The following is a 20,073-nucleotide window of genomic DNA, read 5'->3' on the forward strand; positions in this document are numbered from 1 at the left end:
TCTATCTTTTTGGGTGAATGCTTAATATTTCAATTGACGCGGTAATTCGACCCGAAAGCTTGTACCCCGACCGACCTGGCTCTCGATCGAAAGACTCCCCTGCATCAATTCCACCAGGGATCGGACGATCGCCAGCCCCAAGCCAGTACCACCGTTCAGGCGGGTCGAAGTTTGGTTGACTTGCCAAAACTCTTGGAAAATTCGTTCTTGATCCAGCGGATCAATTCCGATGCCTGTATCTTCAACCACGATCAGCACTCGTCCTGCAGGGAGTCCCCACACTCCTAGGGTGACTTGTCCTGCTTCAGTGAATTTAATCGCGTTCGAGAGCAAATTGGTCATAATCTGCCGCAATCGCACGGGATCGCTGACGATCGGTAAAGCCTGTTGAGCGCTGTCCAAATTGAGTGCAATTCCTTTTTGCTCCGCAAAATGGCGTAATTCTTGTGCAGTTTCGTCTGCAACTTTAAGCAGATCAAACTCAGTCATTCGCAATTGCAGTTTTTTCGCTTTCAGTTTCGAGAAGTCTAGGAGTTCTTCGATCAAAGTAAGCAGGTGCTGACTGTTGCAAACAATGCGATCGGCCATGCAGGCTAGGGTGCTATCCTCCATTGTGGAGACACGCTTCAGCAACAGATGGGAAAAGCCCAAAATCGCATTCATGGGGGTGCGTAACTCGTGCGAAATCGTTGCCATGAACTGGTCTTTTAGGCGATCGATTTCCGTGAGTTCAAGGTTTTGCAGTTGTAATTTGTGCAGTTGTGCTTCGCTCTGTTTGCGGGCGGTAACGTCGCGAATCAGCCAGCGAAACGCGATCGCTTTTCCTTGAATATCGCGCACCGTTTCAACAGTAATGGCACTATCGATAGAATGCGTGTCTTGTCCACACATCGTCACTTCCCACTCCTGAACGCGATGAATCGTGAGAAGTTGACTCAGCACCCCTCGAAAAGCGGATCGCTGCTCTTTGTGGACAAAGGAAACGAGAGAGCTTTGGATCAGATGGCGATAAGGGACATTGAACAATTCGATCGCGGCTCGATTGGCTTCGAGTACAGTGCCGTAGAGATCTGTAACGACGTAAGCATCAGGCGCGAATTCAAATAGTTCTTGATAGCGTTGCCGTTCGGCTTCGATCGTGCGCTGAGCCGATAACAAGGACTTATTTTGCTGTCTGAGTTCTTCTTCCGCAGCGTGCAGTTCCTCTAAAGCGGACTGTAACTCCTCTAAGCACCCTAGCATCAAGTGCGGGCTTTCATGAGCGGCAGTCTGTGTAGTTTGATACAACGTCTGGGTGCGTTGCTGCACAGTTTGAATATACTCGCTTGTTAAATCCGTTTCCATAGTTCGACACAGGACAAGTTTCAATCAAGGGGGCGGGCAGATGTAATTAGAATTGTCTGAAGTTTTTAGCAGGCAAGCATCTACCTCTGTTAGGAGTTGAGATTTAAAAATGGAATTATTAGAAAAGATGTCAAGAGCTAAATTTACTAAAACTGTAAGTCAATGATGCAGATTTTCACATTCATCTTTAGACATCCTTAGAATTAAGTCTATAAAAAAATTCTAAAGAATTAAGCCAATAAAAAAAAAGCCCCGATCGTGTAGAAATCGGAGCTTTGGTCGTCCTAATCTTGATGTTTAGCACCAGCTTCCCGAGTTTGCCTGACGCTTCAGTTGAATATTTCCTAAGTGTTTTTTCACGGTGTCGATCGTGATAAATAACTGCGCTGCAATTTCTTTTCGCGATAAGTTGCAGCGTTTGAGAAACCAGACCTCGGCTTCACGCGGCGTGAGACCGAATTTTTTGGCTTCTGTCACCGCGAGACTTTGCAGCGATCGCTGTTGGTCTTCTAAGCGAACCAGCAAGCAAGGCTGTTCTAATTGCAGCCACTGAACGCAGATGCGATAGGTTTGGTGATTTTCTGTCTGTAGCTCGGACTCGATCAAGAGTGGACGAGCGCCGTACCATTGACGACTTTCGATTAACGCTTCGCAGGAACGCCAGACCTCAGCAGGATATTGCTGATAGGGACTGAGTTTTTGGCAAATCTCGGCTCCGGGTGTGTTTGCAAAGAGCAATTGACCTTGCTGACTCACAATCAAAATACCGTCTACTAAACCTTCTAATACGGACAACAGGAAATCATTAGGGGTATTAAGAGGCATATTCATGATCTTCAGGGGCGAATGAGTGGTAAGAGACAAAGGAATCAGGCTGGCTGAGTTCCGATAAAGATGAGTACGGTTAGGGCATTCGTTTTATGCACTCAACTTGATACTCCTGAAGATACGCCAGAGAACGGCGAGCGTCCGTATGAAAAGGTTAGGACTTTAAGGTTATAAAACGTTATTTCGGCAAGCCTGAATCCATCAGAAAATGGAAGTATTCGTAATCTCCCTGACTGTGATTGAAGCGCTAAATATCGCTCAGTGTAAAGATTAATCAGAGAGGGTGAACTACCGTGATCACGATCGAGGAGGCGCTTTGCGTATTGGATCGAGTGCTAAAGCAGGATCGTTTGACTCATCTGCAAGAAGTAGTGTTTCGATGTGCTTGGGAGGGTCTGACTTATGAACAGATTGCGACGGCTGAGGACTACGATCCGGATTACATCAAGTTAGTTGGCGCTCAATTGTGGCAGCTTCTATCCGAGCGTTTGGGGCAACGAGTGACCAAAAGCAATTTCCGCGTTGCGCTGCGCCAATGTGCTCAAATGCAGCAAACAGAAATTCGATCGCTGGAGCTTTCCCATGCGTTAGTAGATTGGGGCGAGGCGGTTGATGTTTCGGGATTTTGCGGTCGTGCTCAAGAGCTAGAAGACCTCGATCGTGCCTTAACCGAGGAACAGTGTCGATTCGTGACGATTTTGGGCATGGGCGGCATTGGGAAAACGGCTCTGTCTGTGAAATTGGCGCAGCAGGTACAAGCAAAGTTTGAAGCGGTGATTTGGCGATCGCTGCAAGATGCACCACCCCTCGATGTGATTTTGTCGGATTGGATTCCATTTCTATCGCGGCAACAAGAAACCGAGCTACCCGATACCGTTGATGGAAAACTGGCTCGATTGATGTATTACTTGCGATCGTCGCGCTGTCTCCTCATCCTCGATAACGTTGAATCTATTTTAGAGAGCGGCGATCGGGCTGGACATTACCCGATCGGGTATGAATGTTATGGAGAGTTGTTTCGCCGCATCGGGGAAACGGTGCATCAAAGTTGTCTCGTGTTAACCAGCCGCGAGAAGCCGAAAGAAGTCGCGGCACTCGAAGGGCAGTTTGTGCGATCGTTTCGCTTGGAGGGTTTGAATCCAACAGAAGCAGGAGAATTTCTCAAGCCAAAACAGCTAGAAGCGAGTTCAACCACATTTACACGATTCATCAATCTTTATAGCGGCAATCCATTGGCGCTGAAAATCGCGGCTTCGACGATTCAAGATTTGTTTGATAGCGATGTGAGCGAGTTTCTGACGCAAGGGACAACTGTGTTTGGTGGAATCTCGGACTTGTTAGATGAACAGTTCGATCGCCTATCGCATCTCGAACAGCAGATTATGTACTGGATTGCGATTAATCGCGATGGAACTTCGCTGTCTGAGTTAGCTGAAGATCTAGTTCCGCCGATTCCCAAACGACAGTTAATCGAAGCCTTAGCATCTTTGGCGCGAAGACCCATTGTTGAAAAACGCGGCGCGAAATTTACACAGCAGCCTGTCGTGATGGAATATGTGATTGATCGATTGATCGATCGCGTGTTTCAAGAACTATGTTCTGAGACGTTTGAACTCTTGATATCTCATGCTTTGGTCAAAGCAACCGTTGAAGATCATATCCGCGATCGTCAAACTCGGATGATCATGCAGCCCTTGGTCGATCGTTTGACTGCTCCGACCCATTGCCAAACAGATTTAGAACAAAAGTTTAGGTCTGTCTTGGTCAAGCTTCAACAACAGTTAGGATGTGCCCCTGGATATGCAGCAGGTAACATTCTCAATTTATTGTGCTGTCTCAGAGCGGATTTGACTGGGTATGACTTTTCGGGTTTGGCAGTGTGGCAAGCGCAGCTACAGGGCGTGAACTTACATCACGTCAATTTTACGAATGCAGAGCTAAAGAAATCCGTCTTTTCAGAAACTTTAGGGAATGTTTGGTCAGTTGCATTTAGTCCCGATGGGACAACCTTAGCTGCAAGCGATACAGCTGGGGCAATTCATCTGTGGAATGTTCTAGAGCGGCAAAAGATACTAACCTGTGATGGGCATCAACATTGGGTCTGTGAGATTGCTTTTAGTCCAGAGGGGGATTTGATTGTCTCAGCAAGTGGAGATAATACCGTCAAAATTTGGAGTACCAAAACAGGCGAATGTTGGCGAACGCTGAGCGATCATCAAGATTGGGTCATTTCGATCGCTGTTTCTCCCACCGCTCCAATTCTTGCGAGCAGCAGCGCCGATCGCACGATTCGACTTTGGGATCTCTACACCGGAAAACTGATCCGAGTGCTAGAAGGACATCAGCACTGGATTTGTAAGGTTGCGTTTAGTCCAGATGGTCGAATGTTAGCGAGTGGTAGTGACGATCGCACAATTAAACTCTGGAGCGTAGAGACGGGAGAATGCCTAAAAACTATTGAAGGACATACAAACACAGTGAGAGGTGTTACCTTTAGTCCCGATGGGTCAATGCTAGCATCGGGCAGTGAGGATGCAACTATCAAGCTTTGGGACGTTCAAACTGCAAGCTGTGTTAGAACTTTAACCGGACACTTAGATCAAGTTCGATGTGTGAACTTTAGCCCAGATGGGCAACTGATACTCAGTAGTAGCTTTGATCAAACGATTAAGCTTTGGGATCGATCAACCGGACAATGCTTAAGAACATTGCATCAGCATCGGGGAGTAGTACGATCGGCTGTGTTTAGTCCCACTGGAAACATGATTGCGAGTGGTAGCGCTGATCAGTCTGTTCGACTTTGGCACACGCAAACCGGAGAATGTTGTAAAACCCTCCAAGGCTATACCAACTTTGTCTTATCGGTTGAGTTTAGCTTTGATGATCAATTTCTAGCCAGCACAAGCACAGATCAAACCGTTAATCTTTGGGATGTTGCTTCTGGAGCTTGTATCAGTAGCTTTTACGGACATGAAAACTGGGTTTGGACAGTTAAATTTAGTCCAGATGATCAATTGCTTGCGAGTGGTGGCTTTGATCACACAGTTCGAGTGTGGAGTCGATCGACTAATCAATGCTTGAAAGTGCTACGCGGACATACCAATTGGGTGTGGTCGGTGGCATTCAGTCCGAACGGGACTACGCTTGCTAGTGGTAGCTTTGATCAAACCATTCGCCTCTGGAATCCGCGTACTGGCGAATGCTTGCAAATTCTCGCGGCACAGAGTCGAATTTGGTCGATCGCTTATAGTCCTGATGGTGAGTTCCTAGCAAGCGGTGAAGAAAATCATTTGATTCATCTTTGGAATCCGCATACAGGTCAATGTTTGAGAACCTTACAAGGACATACCAGTCGAGTGATGTCTGTTGTTTTTAGTTCGGACGGAAAACGGTTAGTTAGTGGTAGCGAAGATGGAAGCGTGAGGATTTGGGATCTGAAATCGGGACAGTGTGAAATGGTGTTTCGGGATAGCGATCGAATCCTATCTATTGCAGTTTCTCCAAGCGGCGATCGCGTTGTCAGTGCCGGAATTGATCAAACGGTAAAAGTATGGAATCTCCAAACCGGGGAGTGTGAAATTTTACAGGGGCATCGCGATCGGATTTGGTCGGTGAAATTTAACGGAGATGGCTCAAGAATTGCCAGTGGAAGCGAAGACCAAACAGTCCGGTTGTGGAATGTTGAAACCGGAGAATGCGTGAAAGTATTACAGAAACCACAGCCTTACAACGGTACGAACATCACAAATGTTAGCGGAATTACGAATGCCCAGAAAACTACATTGAAAGCGTTAGGAGCAATAGAGGAGAATATCTGTAGGTTTTGAGGATTTGATATGAATGTCCCCGACGATCGCCAATACGCTCCTGCCACTCAACGAAATCGCGAACCAATCTTAGAAGTTCTACTTGAGGTTTTGCCCCCCTCTGGAACGGTACTAGAAATCTCTAGTGGCACCGGAGAACACGCGGTCTTCTTTGCACCTCGCTTAGCGCCTCGAAAATGGCAGCCTTCTGATCCAAACCCGATCGCTCGTGCCAGTATTTCTGCATGGCGTAAGTTTGAGCCTGCCGAGAACTTAGAAGCACCAATTAACATTGATGCTCGTGATGCGGTTTGGAGCGTCGAACAGCAGCAATTATCTGAGCCAGTTCGGGCGATCGTCAATATCAATATGATTCACATTTCTCCCTGGTCAGCGTGTTTAGGAATGATGGCGGGTGCAAATCGAATTCTCCCATCTGGTGGAATCTTGTATCTGTATGGTCCTTATAAACAAGGCGGGAAACATACTGCACCCAGCAATCAGATGTTTGATGAAAGCTTGCAACTACAAAATCCAGAATGGGGTGTGCGAAACCTAGAGGACGTTGTGACTGCCGCTCAAGATCAAAAACTGGCACTGCTTAAAGTTGTTGCAATGCCAGCGAATAATCTATCGGTTGTGTTTCAGAAACAATAGCTAGAACTGACCTCCGATCGCTGGAACACACCGTTCACATAACAATGGATGCTCTTTCGATTCACCCACATGAGTGGAATAGTTCCAGCAGCGATCGCACTTCTGCCCGTCAGCATTCACCACACCAGTTCCCAAGGTTTCCGTTTGGGTAGTGTATTTTGCTTCAGTCAGTCGATCGCTTAAATCCACTAATTCAACCTGCGAAGTAATGAATAGATATCGCAGTTCATCCACGCGATTTTCGCTCAAACTATCAGACGGATTAAAGGTTTGAAGCTGCGATCGTAAATCTGAATCCGCGACAAACAGCAGTAACTTCGCTTCCAAAGAGGAACCGATCGCTTTAGCAGTTCGCGCTTGTTCCAGCACTTTGTTGGCTTCAGCACGAAGTTCGCGTAACTGCTCCCAACGCTGAGCTAACTCTGGATTTCGCCATTGATCCTCAAGCTTCACCCAACCCGCCTCAAACACCGATTTATAAGATGTTTTGTACGGGAGATACTGCCAGATATCTTCTGCCATGTGTGAGAGAACAGGCGCGATCGCTTTCGCTAAGTTCTCAAGCGTGATCGCTAACACCGTCTGACAACTCCGACGGCGCTCTGCATTGAGTGAACTGATGTACAGTCGATCTTTTGCAATGTCGAGATAGAAGTTAGACAAATCTACAGCACAGAAGTTCTGCACCGTTTGGAAGAAACGGAAGAACTGATAAGTTTCAAACGAGTCTTGGATCTCGTCGAATACTTCAGTAATGCGATGCAGCATATAGCGATCGAGTTCCGGTAACTTCTCATATGCAACTGCATCTTTCTCCAGATCAAAGTCGTGTAAGTTCCCCAATAGAAATCTCGCGGTGTTGCGGATTTTGCGGTACACATCCGACATTTGCTTCAGGATGTTTTTACCGATCGGTACATCATTGGTGTAATCCACAGAAGACACCCACAACCGTAAGATATCCGCACCATAAGGCGGCTCTTGCTGTTGGTTTTTGCCGCCTTCAATCACCACCATCGGATCAACTACATTCCCCAAAGATTTACTTTGTTTGCGCCCTTGTTCATCCAACGTAAAACCATGCGTTAGCACAGTCTTATACGGTGCTTGTCCCTGAGTTGCAACACTGGTCAGCAAGCTCGATTGGAACCAACCGCGATGTTGATCTGATCCTTCAAGATATATATCAGCCGGATAGCGCAACTCTGGACGCTGTTCAACCACTGCTGCCCAAGATGATCCAGAATCAAACCAGACATCCATTGTGTCTGTGCCTTTGCGGTACTTTTTGCCGTGATACTTCTCAGGTAAAAGCTCTTCGATCGACAATTCCCACCAAGCATCCGATCCTTTTTCAGCAATGATGGCTTGCACATGAGAAATCGTTTCTTCGTTCAATAACGGCTCTCCGGTTTCTTCGTCATAAAACACCGGAATCGGAACGCCCCAACTGCGCTGACGGGAGATACACCAGTCCGATCGTTCAGCCACCATTGCCGTAATCCGATTCTCGCCTTGTGCTGGAATCCACTCTACCTCGGCGATCGCTTTTAATGCCTCCTCTCGGAAGCCTTCAACTGACGCAAACCATTGTTCAGTAGCGCGGAAGATTGTCGGCTTTTTCGTGCGCCAATCATACGGATATTTATGTTGATACGGTTCTTCTTTTAGAAGCGATCGTGCTTCTTTTAGGGCTTCGATCACCGCAGGATTTCCATCGCCCAATACGTTTAAGCCCTGAAACTGCCCCGCTTCCTCGGTAAAGTCGCCATTGTCATCAACCGGAGATAGAATCGGCAATCCATAGCGCTGTCCCACTAGATAGTCATCTTGACCATGACCGGGAGCCGTATGAACTAAACCTGTACCCGATTCAGTCGTGACATAATCGCCGCCAATCACAATTTCGCTGGTGCGATCGAACAAAGGATGACGATAAGTACAATGCTCTAACAATCGTCCCATCATCGTCGCTTTGACTTCCAGCGTTGTCCCAAGAACTTCCGATAAGCGATCGACTAAATCCTTTGCAACAATCAAATACTTAAATCGTCCAGGCGCATTCTCCCCAACTTCCACCACGGCATAAACTAATTCCGGGTTCACACTCACCGCTAAGTTTGCCGGAATTGTCCAGGGAGTCGTCGTCCAGATCGCTACACCTAATTCACCCAAGAATGGATCAAGTGGCATCTGCAACTCTTTCGACAAGTTCAGCACTTCAAATGCTGCATACAAGCTTCTTGAAGTATGACCTTCTGGATATTCGAGTTCCGCTTCTGCCAGTGCCGTTTTAGAACTCGGACTCCAGTGAACAGGCTTCAATCCGCGATAGATATAGCCCTTCAGTACCATCTGCCCAAACACACCGATTTGAGCCGCTTCGTATTCAGGCTTTAGCGTTAGATAGGGATGCTCCCAATCGCCCCACACGCCATAGCGCTTAAAGCTGGCGGATTGTTGAGCAACCGTATCCAATGCAAAATCTCGCGCTTTTTGCCGCAACGTTAACGGAGTCAGTTGGCGACGTTCTTCGGGCTTGAGAGTTTGCAGGACTTTGAGTTCGATCGGTAAACCATGACAATCCCATCCCGGCACAAATCGAACTTTGCGTCCTTTCAGTAACTGATACTTATTAATCGTATCTTTGAGAATTTTATTCATTGCGTGACCGATATGCAGCGCTCCGTTTGCATAGGGCGGCCCGTCATGCAGAATAAACAATTCGCCTGGATTTTCTTGCGACAGGTGTTCGTAAATTTGCTGCTCTGCCCAGAATTTTTGCAGTTCGGGTTCACGTTTGACGGCGTTCGCACGCATATCAAACTTCGTCTGGGGCAGGTTCACGCTGTTTTTGTAAGAACCGGGTTCTGTCGCAGTCATAAGATAAAGGGCAAAAATCACATATCCGTCTATTCTGTCAGGAATTTTGCCACTGTGGAGATGAAAGCGCGATTTGTTTTACGTCTCTGGGAGTTTGAATACGTCAGAGTTAAGAAGATCCTGAAAAAGAAAATTGCAAGCGGAATTGGGTCAAGGGGAGCGATCGCTCCCCCTTATATCTCACTCCTTAACCCTGTTCCTCTTTCTCATGCATAAAGCGTTCAATATCTGCCAGCGCTTGCTCAAAATCGATCGCTAAATTCGGTGCTTCTGAAGCGAGATGAGATTCAGGAGTGCAAAGCGTGTTTTCTAGCTTATTCAGCGACTCAGCAAAAGCTTGAGCGGCGGCGCGACGCAATTCTCGCTGTTGACGATCCATAAGGTTCACTCCTAATCAGTATGAGAGATTAGCCCGAAAGCCATATGCACGATTTTTAGGGTAGCTGCGCTCAGATCAGGATGCCCAATTTCAGATGAAAGCGTTTCATGACCGATTTGGCAGTTTATATTGTCGAAGCGACGCTTCACGGATGAGAATAGATAGGCATTGAGAACGGGAGAGAACTGTGGCTTACGATTATGATTTGGTAATTGTCGGCGCGGGCGTTGGAGGTCATGGAGCGGCACTCCACGCCGTTGATTGTGGTTTGAAGACTGCAATTATCGAAGCCGCTGATATGGGCGGAACCTGCGTGAATCGGGGCTGCATTCCTTCTAAAGCGCTACTTGCAGCCTCCGGACGAGTCCGAGAATTGCAAAATGCCCATCATTTGAAATCGTTGGGGATTGAAGTCGGGGATGTGGCATTCGATCGAGCCGCGATCGCCAATCACGCACAAGCGATCGTCACTAAGCAGCGCGAAGGCTTGATCGGCAGCATGAAGCGTCTAGGCGTTGAAATCATTCACGGACGCGCAAGAGTTGCAGGCAGCCAAAAATTAATCATCTCAACGCCAGAAGGCGAAAAGACGATCACGGCAAAAGACATTATTTTGGCTCCGGGATCAATTCCGTTTGTGCCGCCGGGAGTGCAGACTGACGGCAAAACCGTTTTCACCAGCGACGATGCGATTAAATTAGAATCGTTGCCGCCCTGGGTGGCGATCGTCGGTAGCGGCTATATTGGCTTAGAATTCTCGGATGTTTACACGGCGCTCGGCTGCGAAGTCACGATGATCGAAGGACTCGATCAATTGATGCCAGGATTTGATCCCGATATCGCAAAACTGGCGCAAAGAATTCTAATCACACCTCGCGATATCGAAACAAAGGTCGGGGTGTTTGCGGCGAAAGTGACTCCGGGATCTCCCGTGACGATCGAGCTAATCGATGCCAAAACAAAAGAATTGGTCGAAGTCCTAGAAGTCGATGCTTGTCTGGTTGCAGCAGGTCGCGTTCCGTTTGCCAAAGAGTTGGGACTCGAAACCGTCAACGTAGAACTTGATCGCGGGTTTATTCCGGTCAACGATCAGATGCAAGTGTTGTCTGAGGGTCAACCGGTACCGCATTTGTGGGCGATCGGGGACGCAACCGGAAAAATGATGCTGGCTCATGCAGCTTCGGCTCAGGGCGTGATTGCGATCGAGAATATGTGTGGTCGCAAGCGTGAAATCGATTACCGCAGTATTCCCGCTGCCGCCTTTACTCATCCTGAAATCAGCTTTGTAGGCATGACCGAGCCGCAAGCAAAGGAATTAGGGAAAAAAGAAGGCTTTGAAGTCGCAGTGGTGCGGACTTACTTTAAAGGAAACGCGAAAGCGCTGGCTGAGGCGGAATCTGAAGGAATTGCAAAGATCGTTTACCGTAAAGATACCGGAGAAGTGTTAGGCGCACACATCATCGGGATGCACGCGGCAGATTTGATTCAAGAAGCAGCGAATGCGATCGCGAAACGAGAATCAGTGCGATCGTTGGCATTCTTGGTTCACACGCATCCGACGCTCTCGGAAATTTTGGATGAAGCGTACAAACGGGCAGCGGTGCATTCTTAGTCGGATTGCTTCGTTTCAGTTCGTTGAAGCCCCCTAAATCCCCCACTTGTGGGGGATTTAGGGGGCAAACTCCAGTCAAAGTAAATTCATTCCCTCACCCTTATCCGTAACTCAATGGAAATCCGTCGTCGTTGTCCGAATCCTGCTGTTTCTGTTCAAGAACTGCGCTACCAAGCCAAAGTTCCAGACAGCGCCCCTCGAAACATTTTGGAAGAAATCGTCTGGCATAAGGAAACCGAAGTCGATCAACTACGGGAAAAAATGCCGCTGATCGAACTCCAGAGCAAAGTTAAAGATCTCCCTGCTCCTAAAGATTTCTTAGCCGCACTCAAAAACAGCAAAACCAAGCCTGCTGTGATCGCAGAAGTCAAAAAAGCATCACCGAGTAAAGGAGTGATTCGCGAAGACTTTGACCCGGAGACGATCGCACAAGCCTATCAATCCGGTGGTGCAACCTGTCTTTCTGTCTTAACCGATGCTCAATTCTTTCAAGGTAGTTTTGAGAATCTGGCAAAAATTCGTGCGATCGTCGATCTTCCGTTATTGTGCAAAGACTTTATCGTTTATCCCTATCAGATGTATTGGGCGAGATTACACGGAGCGGATGCCGTTCTGTTGATTGCTGCAATTCTCTCGGATAAGGATTTGCAGTATTTCCTCAAAATTGTGAAAGCGCTGGGGCTGACCGCCTTAATTGAAGTTCACACCCTTGAAGAACTCGATCGCGTTTTAGCGTTGGATGGCGTAACGCTCGTTGGCATCAATAATCGCAATCTGAAAAATTTTGAAGTCGATTTGCAAACGACTGAAGACATTTTGCGCGATCGTGCTTCGGTGCTGGCAGAAAAGGGGATCACGATCGTCAGCGAGTCTGGACTGTACACTTCAGCGGATTTGGCGCGAGTGGCGAGAGCCGGTGCGAGTGCGGTACTAATCGGAGAATCCATTGTCAAGCAACCCGCTCCCGGAGAGGCGCTAGCACAGCTTCTTGCCGGACTTGCTTAAGCCTTTGGGGGCTAAGGTTTGCTGCATTCAGCTTTTAGGTTAGAATCTGAAATCTCTTCTGATAGAGTTCGTGCAACCTGCCTCCTCTCGCTCTACACCATTATTCTCTGTAGGTTTTTCATGGAACCGATCCCCCTACCATCGCACATTCACTACGAGTTATTGTTGCAACTGTTAGAGCGTCAGACTCTGTTTGCAGTCGGAGGGCGACAACGAGAGCAAGTTCAGCAGCTAATCGTCGCGCTCCGTAAGGCACTCTCGCAGCAAAAACAGCTTGAAGGCGAATTAGAGCGATTGAACCTGCCGATCGAGTATCGCTGGTCACTCAATAGTGTTCAGATGCCGACCGCCCCCCTGCCGCAAGAGCCAAAACTTTAAGCTACGGAGGCGCAAATCTTAGACTGCGTGTAACTTTATGATCGAACTTGTGGGAGGTTCGAGCGGTGTCAGAACCGGAGCAACTCAGTTTGAGCTTCGAGGAGAAGTCGTCTGTTTCGGACTTGATAGAGCAAGTTCAAGCGCAGCAACGGCGAATTCGGGATTTAGAGCAGGCGCTAGATCAGTCGATCGCGAGCCTAGAGGATCTGCGATCGCAGGTCGTCAATCAACATTTTCTAGAACGTCAACTAGCTTCGACCGAGGAAATCGCCAATGTGCAGCAGCAAGCGATTCACCAGCTAAAGCTGCAATTTTCTCAGCAAAAAGCTGAACTCGAACATAAGATTCACCAGGCACAGCAGCGAGAGCGTGATTATCAGAGCCTTCTAGCTGCGGCTGAAGCACGGCAACAAGCAGAGTTAACGGATGTGCAGCCGTTTGAAATCGAGCAACAACTCCAAGTGCTGCAAACCGATCTGCAACTGCGACGGCAGCAACTCCAAGATCTTGAAGCCGAAAAGCAAGAATCCCACACTCGCAGGATTGAGCTAGAAGCGCAAGTCGAAGCACTAGAAGCGCGAATTGCGCGTCACATGACCACACAAGCGCTGCTGCAACAGGTTTGCCAGGAACTCGAAGTCGATCGCGAACAAAGTCAAGGCCGGATCACCGAGCTAGAAAGCCAAGCAGCAGAGATGCAAGAACAAATCCTCAGTCAAGCCCAACAAGCGAGCGAGTACGAAACCGCCATTCAGCACTGGAAAACTCGCTTTCACGGACTACACGAAATTGCGATCGCGCTCAAACAAGCGTTGACCGATCAAGATCTTCCACCGGAGATTAAAACAGTTTTAGACGAGATCGATACAACACCGCCCCCGGATCTTAAATCGACGACGCGATCGAATTCGTTCAAGCCGGAGAGCGACATTCCCGAATTTCTAGTTCGCCGCCGCACTTATCGCACTCGCAAAAGTTAGAGCGCAGCGACGATCGCATCTCCGATCGCCTGACATCCCACTAACCTTTTGCCCTCGGACATAATATCTCCGGTACGATATCCCTGATCCAGAACCTTGAGAACAGCCTGTTCAATCTGCGTTGCTGCTTCAGCTTGATCGAAACTGTAGCGAAGCATCATTGCTGCGCTTAGAACTTGCGCCAACGGATTGGCTTTGTCTTGTCCCGCAATGTCTGGGGCGGAGCCGTGAACAGGTTCGTAAACGCCGGGATTCGATGCCCCTAAACTCGCAGAAGGCAGCATTCCAATACTTCCGGTTAACATTGCAGCCGCATCAGAGAGGATATCACCAAAAAGATTGCTGGTGACGATCGTATCAAACTGCTTCGGAGCGCGAACTAACTGCATCGCAGCGTTATCCACATACAAGTGCGTCAATTCAACATCGGGATATTCTGCCGAAAGTGCAATCATCCGATCGCGCCAAAACTGTGAGACTTCTAGCACGTTTGCTTTATCGACTGAGCAAAGCCGTTTCGATCGTTTCTGGGCAGTTTCAAATGCCACGCGACCGATGCGATCGATTTCTGATTCGGTGTATGCCATCGTATTCACACCACGCTTTTCGCCTGTTTCTGTCGTAAAGATTCCGCGGGGTTGACCGAAATAAATCCCACCCGTTAATTCCCGCACAACCATAATGTCGACTCCTTCCACGACTTCACGCTTGAGCGTTGAGGCATCGACTAATTGAGGCAAAATCGTTGCAGGGCGAAGATTTGCAAAAAGCTGTAAGCCCGATCGCAGTCCCAACAATCCAGTTTCAGGGCGCAAATGACGCGGCAGGGAATCCCATTTGTACCCCCCGATCGCAGCAAGTAAGACCGCATCGCTTTGTCTACAGGTTTCGAGCGTTGCCGCAGGAAGCGGTTCACCCGTCGCATCGATCGCGGCACCCCCAATCAGCGCTTCTTGAAACTCGAAATCGAGCGCAAACTTCTCGCTAACGGTTTTGAGAACGCGAACGGCAACTGCCATAATCTCAGGCCCAATGCCGTCACCGGGAAGAAGTGTGATGCGATACTGTTGGCTCATAGCGCTTTACGATGCTGAAGACTGCGGAAAGTATCATATCGCAATGCTTTCCCTAAAATGAAGGAATTGTTCTGGTTCTGATCAAAATCAGCATTGCCAAAGATTTACGCCCTGATTCGCGAAATGGCGATCGTTAAAGCGATCGTCTTTGTAATCAATCTGGCGGTGTTTGCTTATCTGAAGAAGACTTTTCCGAGGCATCGGTCTTCCATGGATTCTTAGTTCCCATTTCAGTGAATGCAGAAAAGACTAAGTACAGAATCAATAAGCCTGCACTCAGAAGAAATGAAACAATCTCATCATTCATGCTAGATATCCCCGCGCCACTTTGGCTTCGGCGGTTCCGTTTGCGCTAGGAGTTTACCTTGAGAAATGACATACCGCACAGTAGCGCGTCGGCGAATAGCATCGTATCGATCGATCGCATCCAGCACAATCAAATTCGCAGGCTTACCCACTTCAACCCCATAATGATCTTGAACATTCAAGGTTTTCGCCCCGCCCCAAGTCACCATGTTATAACAAGCATCAATCTCAGTCGTTCCAGTCATTTGACACACATGAATCGCCATAGATGCCACATCGAGCATATTGCCTGTACCGAGTGAGTACCAGGGATCTTGAACGCAATCATGCCCTAAGCTCACATTCATTCCTTGCTGCCACAGTTCTTTCACTCGCGTCACGCCGCGCCGCTTGGGATAAGTATCTGTCCGACCTTGCAGCGTAATGTTGATCAAGGGATTCGCGATGAAATTAAGCTGGGTGCGCTTGAGAAATCCCAGCAGCTTGAACGCATAAGCATTGTTATAAGAGCCGAATGCAGTCGTATGACTAGCAGTGACTTTCGACCCCATTTCAGTACGAATGGCACAGGCAGCAACCACTTCTAGAAATCGAGATTGATCGTCATCGATTTCATCACAGTGAATATCGATTAAGCGATCGTACTTCTCCGCCAGTTCAAAGATGCGATTGACCGATCGCACTCCATCCTCGCGTGTCAGTTCATAGTGGGGAATGCCGCCAACCACATCCGCTCCCAGCCGCATCGCTTCTTCCATTAATTCATCGTTCTTTGCGCCGCCGTAAATTCCATCCTGCGGAAACGCGACGACTTGCAGCATCATCCAATCTTTCACTTCTTCACGCACTTCGAGCAACGCTTTCAGCGCGGTTAAGCTTTGCTCACTTACATCCGCGTGACTCCGCACAAAAAGAACCCCCTGCAACGCCTGCTGTTTCAGCGTCTCGATCGCTCTTTGTTTCACGTCTTCCAGCGAGAGATCTTGCTTGCGGTCTCGCCAAATCTCGATACCCTCAAACAGACTCCCGCTCTGGTTCCAGCGCGGTTCCCCTGCCGTGAGTGCAGAGTCCAAGTGAATATGCGATTCGACAAACGGAGGGCTGACTAGATAGCCTTGGATTTCTAGTTTTATCTCCGCTGTTGCATCGAGGTGAGGGGCAATCTCAACAATCTCACCCGCCTGAATCGCAATATCCACCCGTTCAGAAACATCAGGAGCGCGAAGGAGTTGACAGTCACGCAGCAGAAGGTCATAGTTCGGCATAATCCAGCACCGCAAAGATCTCATCGCCCACTCTAACGGATTCGAGTACGTTTCCGTGTGCCGGAGGCATCGCGCTCAAAGGTGCCAAATTGTGCAAATTGTTGTTAGCTTCTTTTATCGATCCGTAATCCGCGTTCCCAAGCTGATGTAGCGCTAACAACTTGCGTTCTAAATTTTTAACACGCTTGATCCATCAAGGGTTCAAGCCAAGGTTGAAACTGATCTCGTCGGAAAATCTGAGCGCGACGGTGAGAGTCAAACCGGACAAGGCTCGGTAATCCATATTGTCGAACGCATTCTTTAATCCAGGAAGCCACACCTTGATTGGCTTCGGGGGCCATTTCCGCCTGGAAGAATCCGTACATTAGCACTAGTTGACTGTGAGAGAAGAGTGGAGCATCTTGTTCAATCAACCGAGTCAGGGTCGTTCGGGGTGCGTCTTCGCGGTAGCGGTGATTAGAGCGATAGTCTTTTTGAGGTTTTTGAGACATTTTGTGAGGCATATAACTCCTTACGATCGAATATAAAAAATCGCCAAACGACTCCTTCCGAGCAAAAACCAGGTCGAGAAGAGAGTCAGTTGGCTGATGAATAGATGCAATTTCGTCAAGATGCAAAACTTTCTAACCTGATAATATTCGCTTTTATAAAAAACTGCAAATGTTTACAGATCTGTATCGATTTTTTGTCGTTTTGGGTACGAAAGTATGTTATCCAAGACGATGAGAAGTTCTGTGAAGAATTGCACGATCGCGCCTTCTCTGGTAGTTACACTACAAAGCTTGGTAACGGATCTGGTAAGTTATCTTGTGAGTTTATTCAGCCAACGGTGAACAATGACTGTCGAATTTAGGGCAGGTCTAGAGGGCATTCCTGCAACTCAGTCCAGCATAAGCTTTGTAGATGGGCAGAAAGGGATTCTAGAGTATCGCGGCATTCCGATTCAGGAACTCGCAATACAGCCAGACAACACCTTTTTGGAAACCGCCTACCTTCTGATTTGGAACGAACTGCCGAACCGGGAAACCTTGGCAGAGTTTGAGCATGAAATTCAGTATCATCGCCGCTTGAAGTACCGCATTCGCGACATGATGAAGTGCTTTCCAGAAAGCGGACACCCGATGGATGCGCTGCAAGCTTGTGCTGCTGCTTTAGGTCTCTTCTACTCAAAGCGAGCGCTCGATAATCCAAGTTATATTCGAGCAGCGGTCGTACGGATTCTGGCCAAGATTCCGACGATGGTTGCTGCCTTTCAACTGATGCGAAAAGGAAATGATCCGGTACAGCCGCGTGACGATCTGAGCTATGCTGCAAACTTCCTGTATATGTTGAACGAGCAGGAACCCGATCCCTTTGCAGCGCGGATTTTTGACATCAGCTTGACGCTTCACGCAGAACACACGATCAATGCGTCTACGTTTAGCGCGATGGTAACTGCTTCGACCCTGACTGACCCCTATGCGGTGATCGCCTCGGCAGTAGGAACTCTGGCAGGGCCGCTTCACGGTGGAGCCAGTGAAGAAGTGATCATGATGCTAGAAGAGATCGGTTCAGTTGAGAACGTCCGTCCATTTTTGGAAGATCGCCTAGAGCGCAAGGAAAAGATTATGGGCTTTGGGCATCGGGTTTACAAAGTCAAAGACCCTAGAGCCAACATTCTGCAACACCTAGCCGAGCAACTGTTTGAGAAGTTTGGTCAAGATAAGTATTACGATATTGCGGTCGAACTGGAGAGAGCCGTCGAAGAGCGACTAGGGCACAAGGGAATTTACCCGAACGTCGATTTTTACTCCGGTTTGGTGTATAGAAAGTTAGGCATCCCAACTGACTTATTTACGCCTGTGTTTGCGATTTCACGGGCTGCAGGCTGGTTGGCACACTGGAAAGAACAGTTAGCCGAAAACCGCATTTTCCGACCCACGCAGATTTACACTGGGCTGCACGGATCTCCTTATATTCCGATCGATCAGCGAACATGAAGTTTGTATAAATCGAATGATGGGTCAGACCCCTCTTGTGGATTTGGCTAACCCTTGCAAGGATATCTACGTGACGATTTTCAGGAACTCCAGCCCTCAGGAATCTTGCTTCTGAGGGTTTCTTTCATGGAAGCTGAATTTATTACAGTCAATTTGGACGACAACAGAAGTAGGGAGTGGGGAGTAGGAAGTAGAGAGAAATACCCCACTTCCTACTCCCCGCAGTTAAGATTGATATAGAAGAATTGCGATCGTTCTTTAGATGAATATTCAGTTGAGTCAATCCGTCTCATTGGATACTTTGATAGCTCAAAACGCCATAAATTCGGGAGTTCGATGCGTTTCGGTTCCATCGAGACCGCTATACTGAAAGACGTTGAGTGCATCAATAATTCTTCATGTATGGAGAGCGATCGACCTGCCTCAACTGCTTTCCTACGAGTCGGGAACCATGAATCCAGGAATTGACCTTCAAGGAACCTTTATTGAAACTGTGCAGAGCCTTGGCATTCCTGCCGGGGCAGCCAAAGCCCTCTGGATGCCATTGCCGATGCTGATCATGCTGGTTGCAGCAACGGTCAGTGTCTTGGTCGTGGTGTGGCTAGAGCGGAAAATCTCAGCCGCCGCTCAACAGCGGATCGGCCCTGAATTTATCGGCCCGCTCGGTGTCCTTGCACCGTTGGCGGACGGATTGAAACTGGTATTCAAAGAAGATGTGGTTCCGTCCAAAGCAGACAAGCTGCTGTTTACGCTGGGGCCTGCGATCGTTGTGATTCCCGTCTTCTTGTCCTACCTCATTCTTCCATTTGGACAAAATTTACAAATTACCGATGTTGGCTTAGGCATCTTTTTGTGGATTGCACTCTCTAGCGTGGCTCCGATCGGGCTTCTGATGTCGGGCTATGCCTCGAATAATAAGTATTCGCTCTTGGGTGGACTACGTGCTGCCGCACAGTCGATTAGTTATGAACTGCCGTTAGCGCTCTCCGTCTTAGCAGTCGTAATGATGTCGAACTCGCTCAGCACCGTCGATATCGTAAATCAGCAAGCGGGTTACGGCATTCTTGGCTGGAATATTTGGCGGCAACCCGTCGGATTTATCATCTTCTGGATTGCAGCATTAGCAGAATGTGAGCGAATCCCCTTTGACTTACCCGAAGCAGAAGAAGAACTCGTTGCAGGCTATCAAACCGAATATTCGGGGATGAAGTTTGCGCTCTTTTACTTGGGATCTTATGTCAACCTGACGCTGTCTGCGCTGCTATTTGCGGTGCTTTACCTCGGTGGTTGGGAATTTCCAGTGTCGCTGCCGTACATTTCGGGTCTGATTGGCATTCCTGAGAATACGCCTTGGCTGCAATTGATCTTTGCCTCGATCGGGATTGGAACCACAATTCTGAAAGCGTACTTCCTCGTGTTCCTCGCGATCTTGATGCGGTGGACTGTGCCCCGTGTGCGGATTGACCAACTGCTTGATCTCGGTTGGAAATTCTTACTTCCTGTTTCGTTGGTAAACCTGCTGGTTACTGCAGGCTTGAAACTTGCATTCCCGGTCGCATTTGGCGGCTAACCTCT

General features: G+C 48.3%; 15 protein-coding genes. 8 read left to right on the forward strand and 7 right to left on the reverse strand.

Annotated features, from left to right (window positions below):
* Window positions 1-21 precede the first annotated feature (21 nt).
* Window positions 22-1,344: an ATP-binding protein gene (locus tag NC980_RS02080; protein ID WP_190378809.1), complete on the reverse strand. Its 1,323-nt coding sequence runs from the start codon at window positions 1,342-1,344 to the stop codon at window positions 22-24.
* 297 nt (window positions 1,345-1,641) lie between these two features.
* On the reverse strand, window positions 1,642-2,169 hold the full coding sequence (locus NC980_RS02085; RefSeq protein ID WP_348253899.1) for a LuxR C-terminal-related transcriptional regulator: 528 nt from the start codon (window positions 2,167-2,169) through the stop codon (window positions 1,642-1,644).
* A 296-nt stretch (window positions 2,170-2,465) separates the two neighbouring features.
* On the opposite strand from NC980_RS02085, the gene NC980_RS02090 reads away from it, so the two are divergent.
* Both NC980_RS02090 and NC980_RS02095 read left to right on the forward strand, forming a co-directional pair.
* On the forward strand, window positions 2,466-5,999 hold the full coding sequence (locus NC980_RS02090) for an NB-ARC domain-containing protein (RefSeq protein ID WP_190378811.1): 3,534 nt from the start codon (window positions 2,466-2,468) through the stop codon (window positions 5,997-5,999).
* Between the two features lie 9 nt (window positions 6,000-6,008).
* Entirely contained in the window at window positions 6,009-6,635 is a 627-nt protein-coding gene (locus NC980_RS02095) for a DUF938 domain-containing protein (protein WP_190378812.1), read from the forward strand.
* On the opposite strand, the gene ileS is transcribed toward NC980_RS02095, so the two are convergent.
* Complete coding sequence (gene ileS / locus NC980_RS02100) at window positions 6,636-9,518, reverse strand: isoleucine--tRNA ligase (protein ID WP_190378813.1); 2,883 nt, start codon at window positions 9,516-9,518, stop codon at window positions 6,636-6,638. It lies immediately after the preceding gene.
* A gap of 187 nt (window positions 9,519-9,705) precedes the next feature.
* Window positions 9,706-9,897 (reverse strand): hypothetical protein, encoded by a 192-nt coding sequence (locus tag NC980_RS02105; RefSeq protein WP_190378814.1) that lies wholly within the window; start codon window positions 9,895-9,897, stop codon window positions 9,706-9,708.
* A gap of 187 nt (window positions 9,898-10,084) precedes the next feature.
* Here NC980_RS02105 and lpdA point away from each other — a divergent pair, with 187 nt between their 5' ends.
* The 4 genes from lpdA (at window position 10,085) to NC980_RS02125 (ending at window position 13,872) form a co-directional block, all read left to right on the forward strand.
* Window positions 10,085-11,509: a dihydrolipoyl dehydrogenase gene (gene lpdA / locus NC980_RS02110; RefSeq protein WP_190378815.1), complete on the forward strand. Its 1,425-nt coding sequence runs from the start codon at window positions 10,085-10,087 to the stop codon at window positions 11,507-11,509.
* A 114-nt stretch (window positions 11,510-11,623) separates the two neighbouring features.
* Complete coding sequence (gene trpC, locus NC980_RS02115; RefSeq protein WP_190378816.1) at window positions 11,624-12,514, forward strand: indole-3-glycerol phosphate synthase TrpC; 891 nt, start codon at window positions 11,624-11,626, stop codon at window positions 12,512-12,514.
* Between the two features lie 120 nt (window positions 12,515-12,634).
* On the forward strand, window positions 12,635-12,892 hold the full coding sequence (locus NC980_RS02120) for a DUF5340 family protein (protein WP_190378817.1): 258 nt from the start codon (window positions 12,635-12,637) through the stop codon (window positions 12,890-12,892).
* A gap of 65 nt (window positions 12,893-12,957) precedes the next feature.
* On the forward strand, window positions 12,958-13,872 hold the full coding sequence (locus tag NC980_RS02125) for a hypothetical protein (protein WP_190378818.1): 915 nt from the start codon (window positions 12,958-12,960) through the stop codon (window positions 13,870-13,872).
* Here NC980_RS02125 and leuB read toward each other — a convergent pair.
* From leuB to NC980_RS02140, 3 genes are all read right to left on the reverse strand, one after another.
* The gene (leuB, locus tag NC980_RS02130) at window positions 13,869-14,948 is read right to left on the reverse strand and encodes a 3-isopropylmalate dehydrogenase (RefSeq protein WP_190378819.1); all 1,080 of its coding nucleotides are present in this window, start codon (window positions 14,946-14,948) and stop codon (window positions 13,869-13,871) included. The genes NC980_RS02125 and leuB overlap by 4 nt on opposite strands.
* A gap of 308 nt (window positions 14,949-15,256) precedes the next feature.
* Window positions 15,257-16,519 carry a cytosine deaminase gene (gene codA, locus NC980_RS02135; protein ID WP_190378910.1) on the reverse strand — a complete coding sequence of 421 codons (1,263 nt, stop codon included), beginning with the start codon at window positions 16,517-16,519 and terminating at the stop codon, window positions 15,257-15,259.
* A 176-nt stretch (window positions 16,520-16,695) separates the two neighbouring features.
* Window positions 16,696-17,010 (reverse strand): hypothetical protein, encoded by a 315-nt coding sequence (locus NC980_RS02140; RefSeq protein WP_190378820.1) that lies wholly within the window; start codon window positions 17,008-17,010, stop codon window positions 16,696-16,698.
* Window positions 17,011-17,355: 345 nt separating this feature from the next.
* On the opposite strand from NC980_RS02140, the gene NC980_RS02145 reads away from it, so the two are divergent.
* The gene (locus NC980_RS02145) at window positions 17,356-18,498 is read left to right on the forward strand and encodes a citrate synthase (protein ID WP_190378821.1); all 1,143 of its coding nucleotides are present in this window, start codon (window positions 17,356-17,358) and stop codon (window positions 18,496-18,498) included.
* A 451-nt stretch (window positions 18,499-18,949) separates the two neighbouring features.
* A complete protein-coding gene (gene nuoH / locus NC980_RS02150; protein ID WP_190378911.1) occupies window positions 18,950-20,068 on the forward strand; it encodes an NADH-quinone oxidoreductase subunit NuoH in 1,119 nt (372 codons plus the stop codon).
* The last annotated feature ends 5 nt before the right edge of the window (window positions 20,069-20,073 follow it).

This window comes from Leptolyngbya sp. AS-A5, assembly GCF_039962495.1.
GTDB lineage: Bacteria > Cyanobacteriota > Cyanobacteriia > Leptolyngbyales > Leptolyngbyaceae > Leptolyngbya.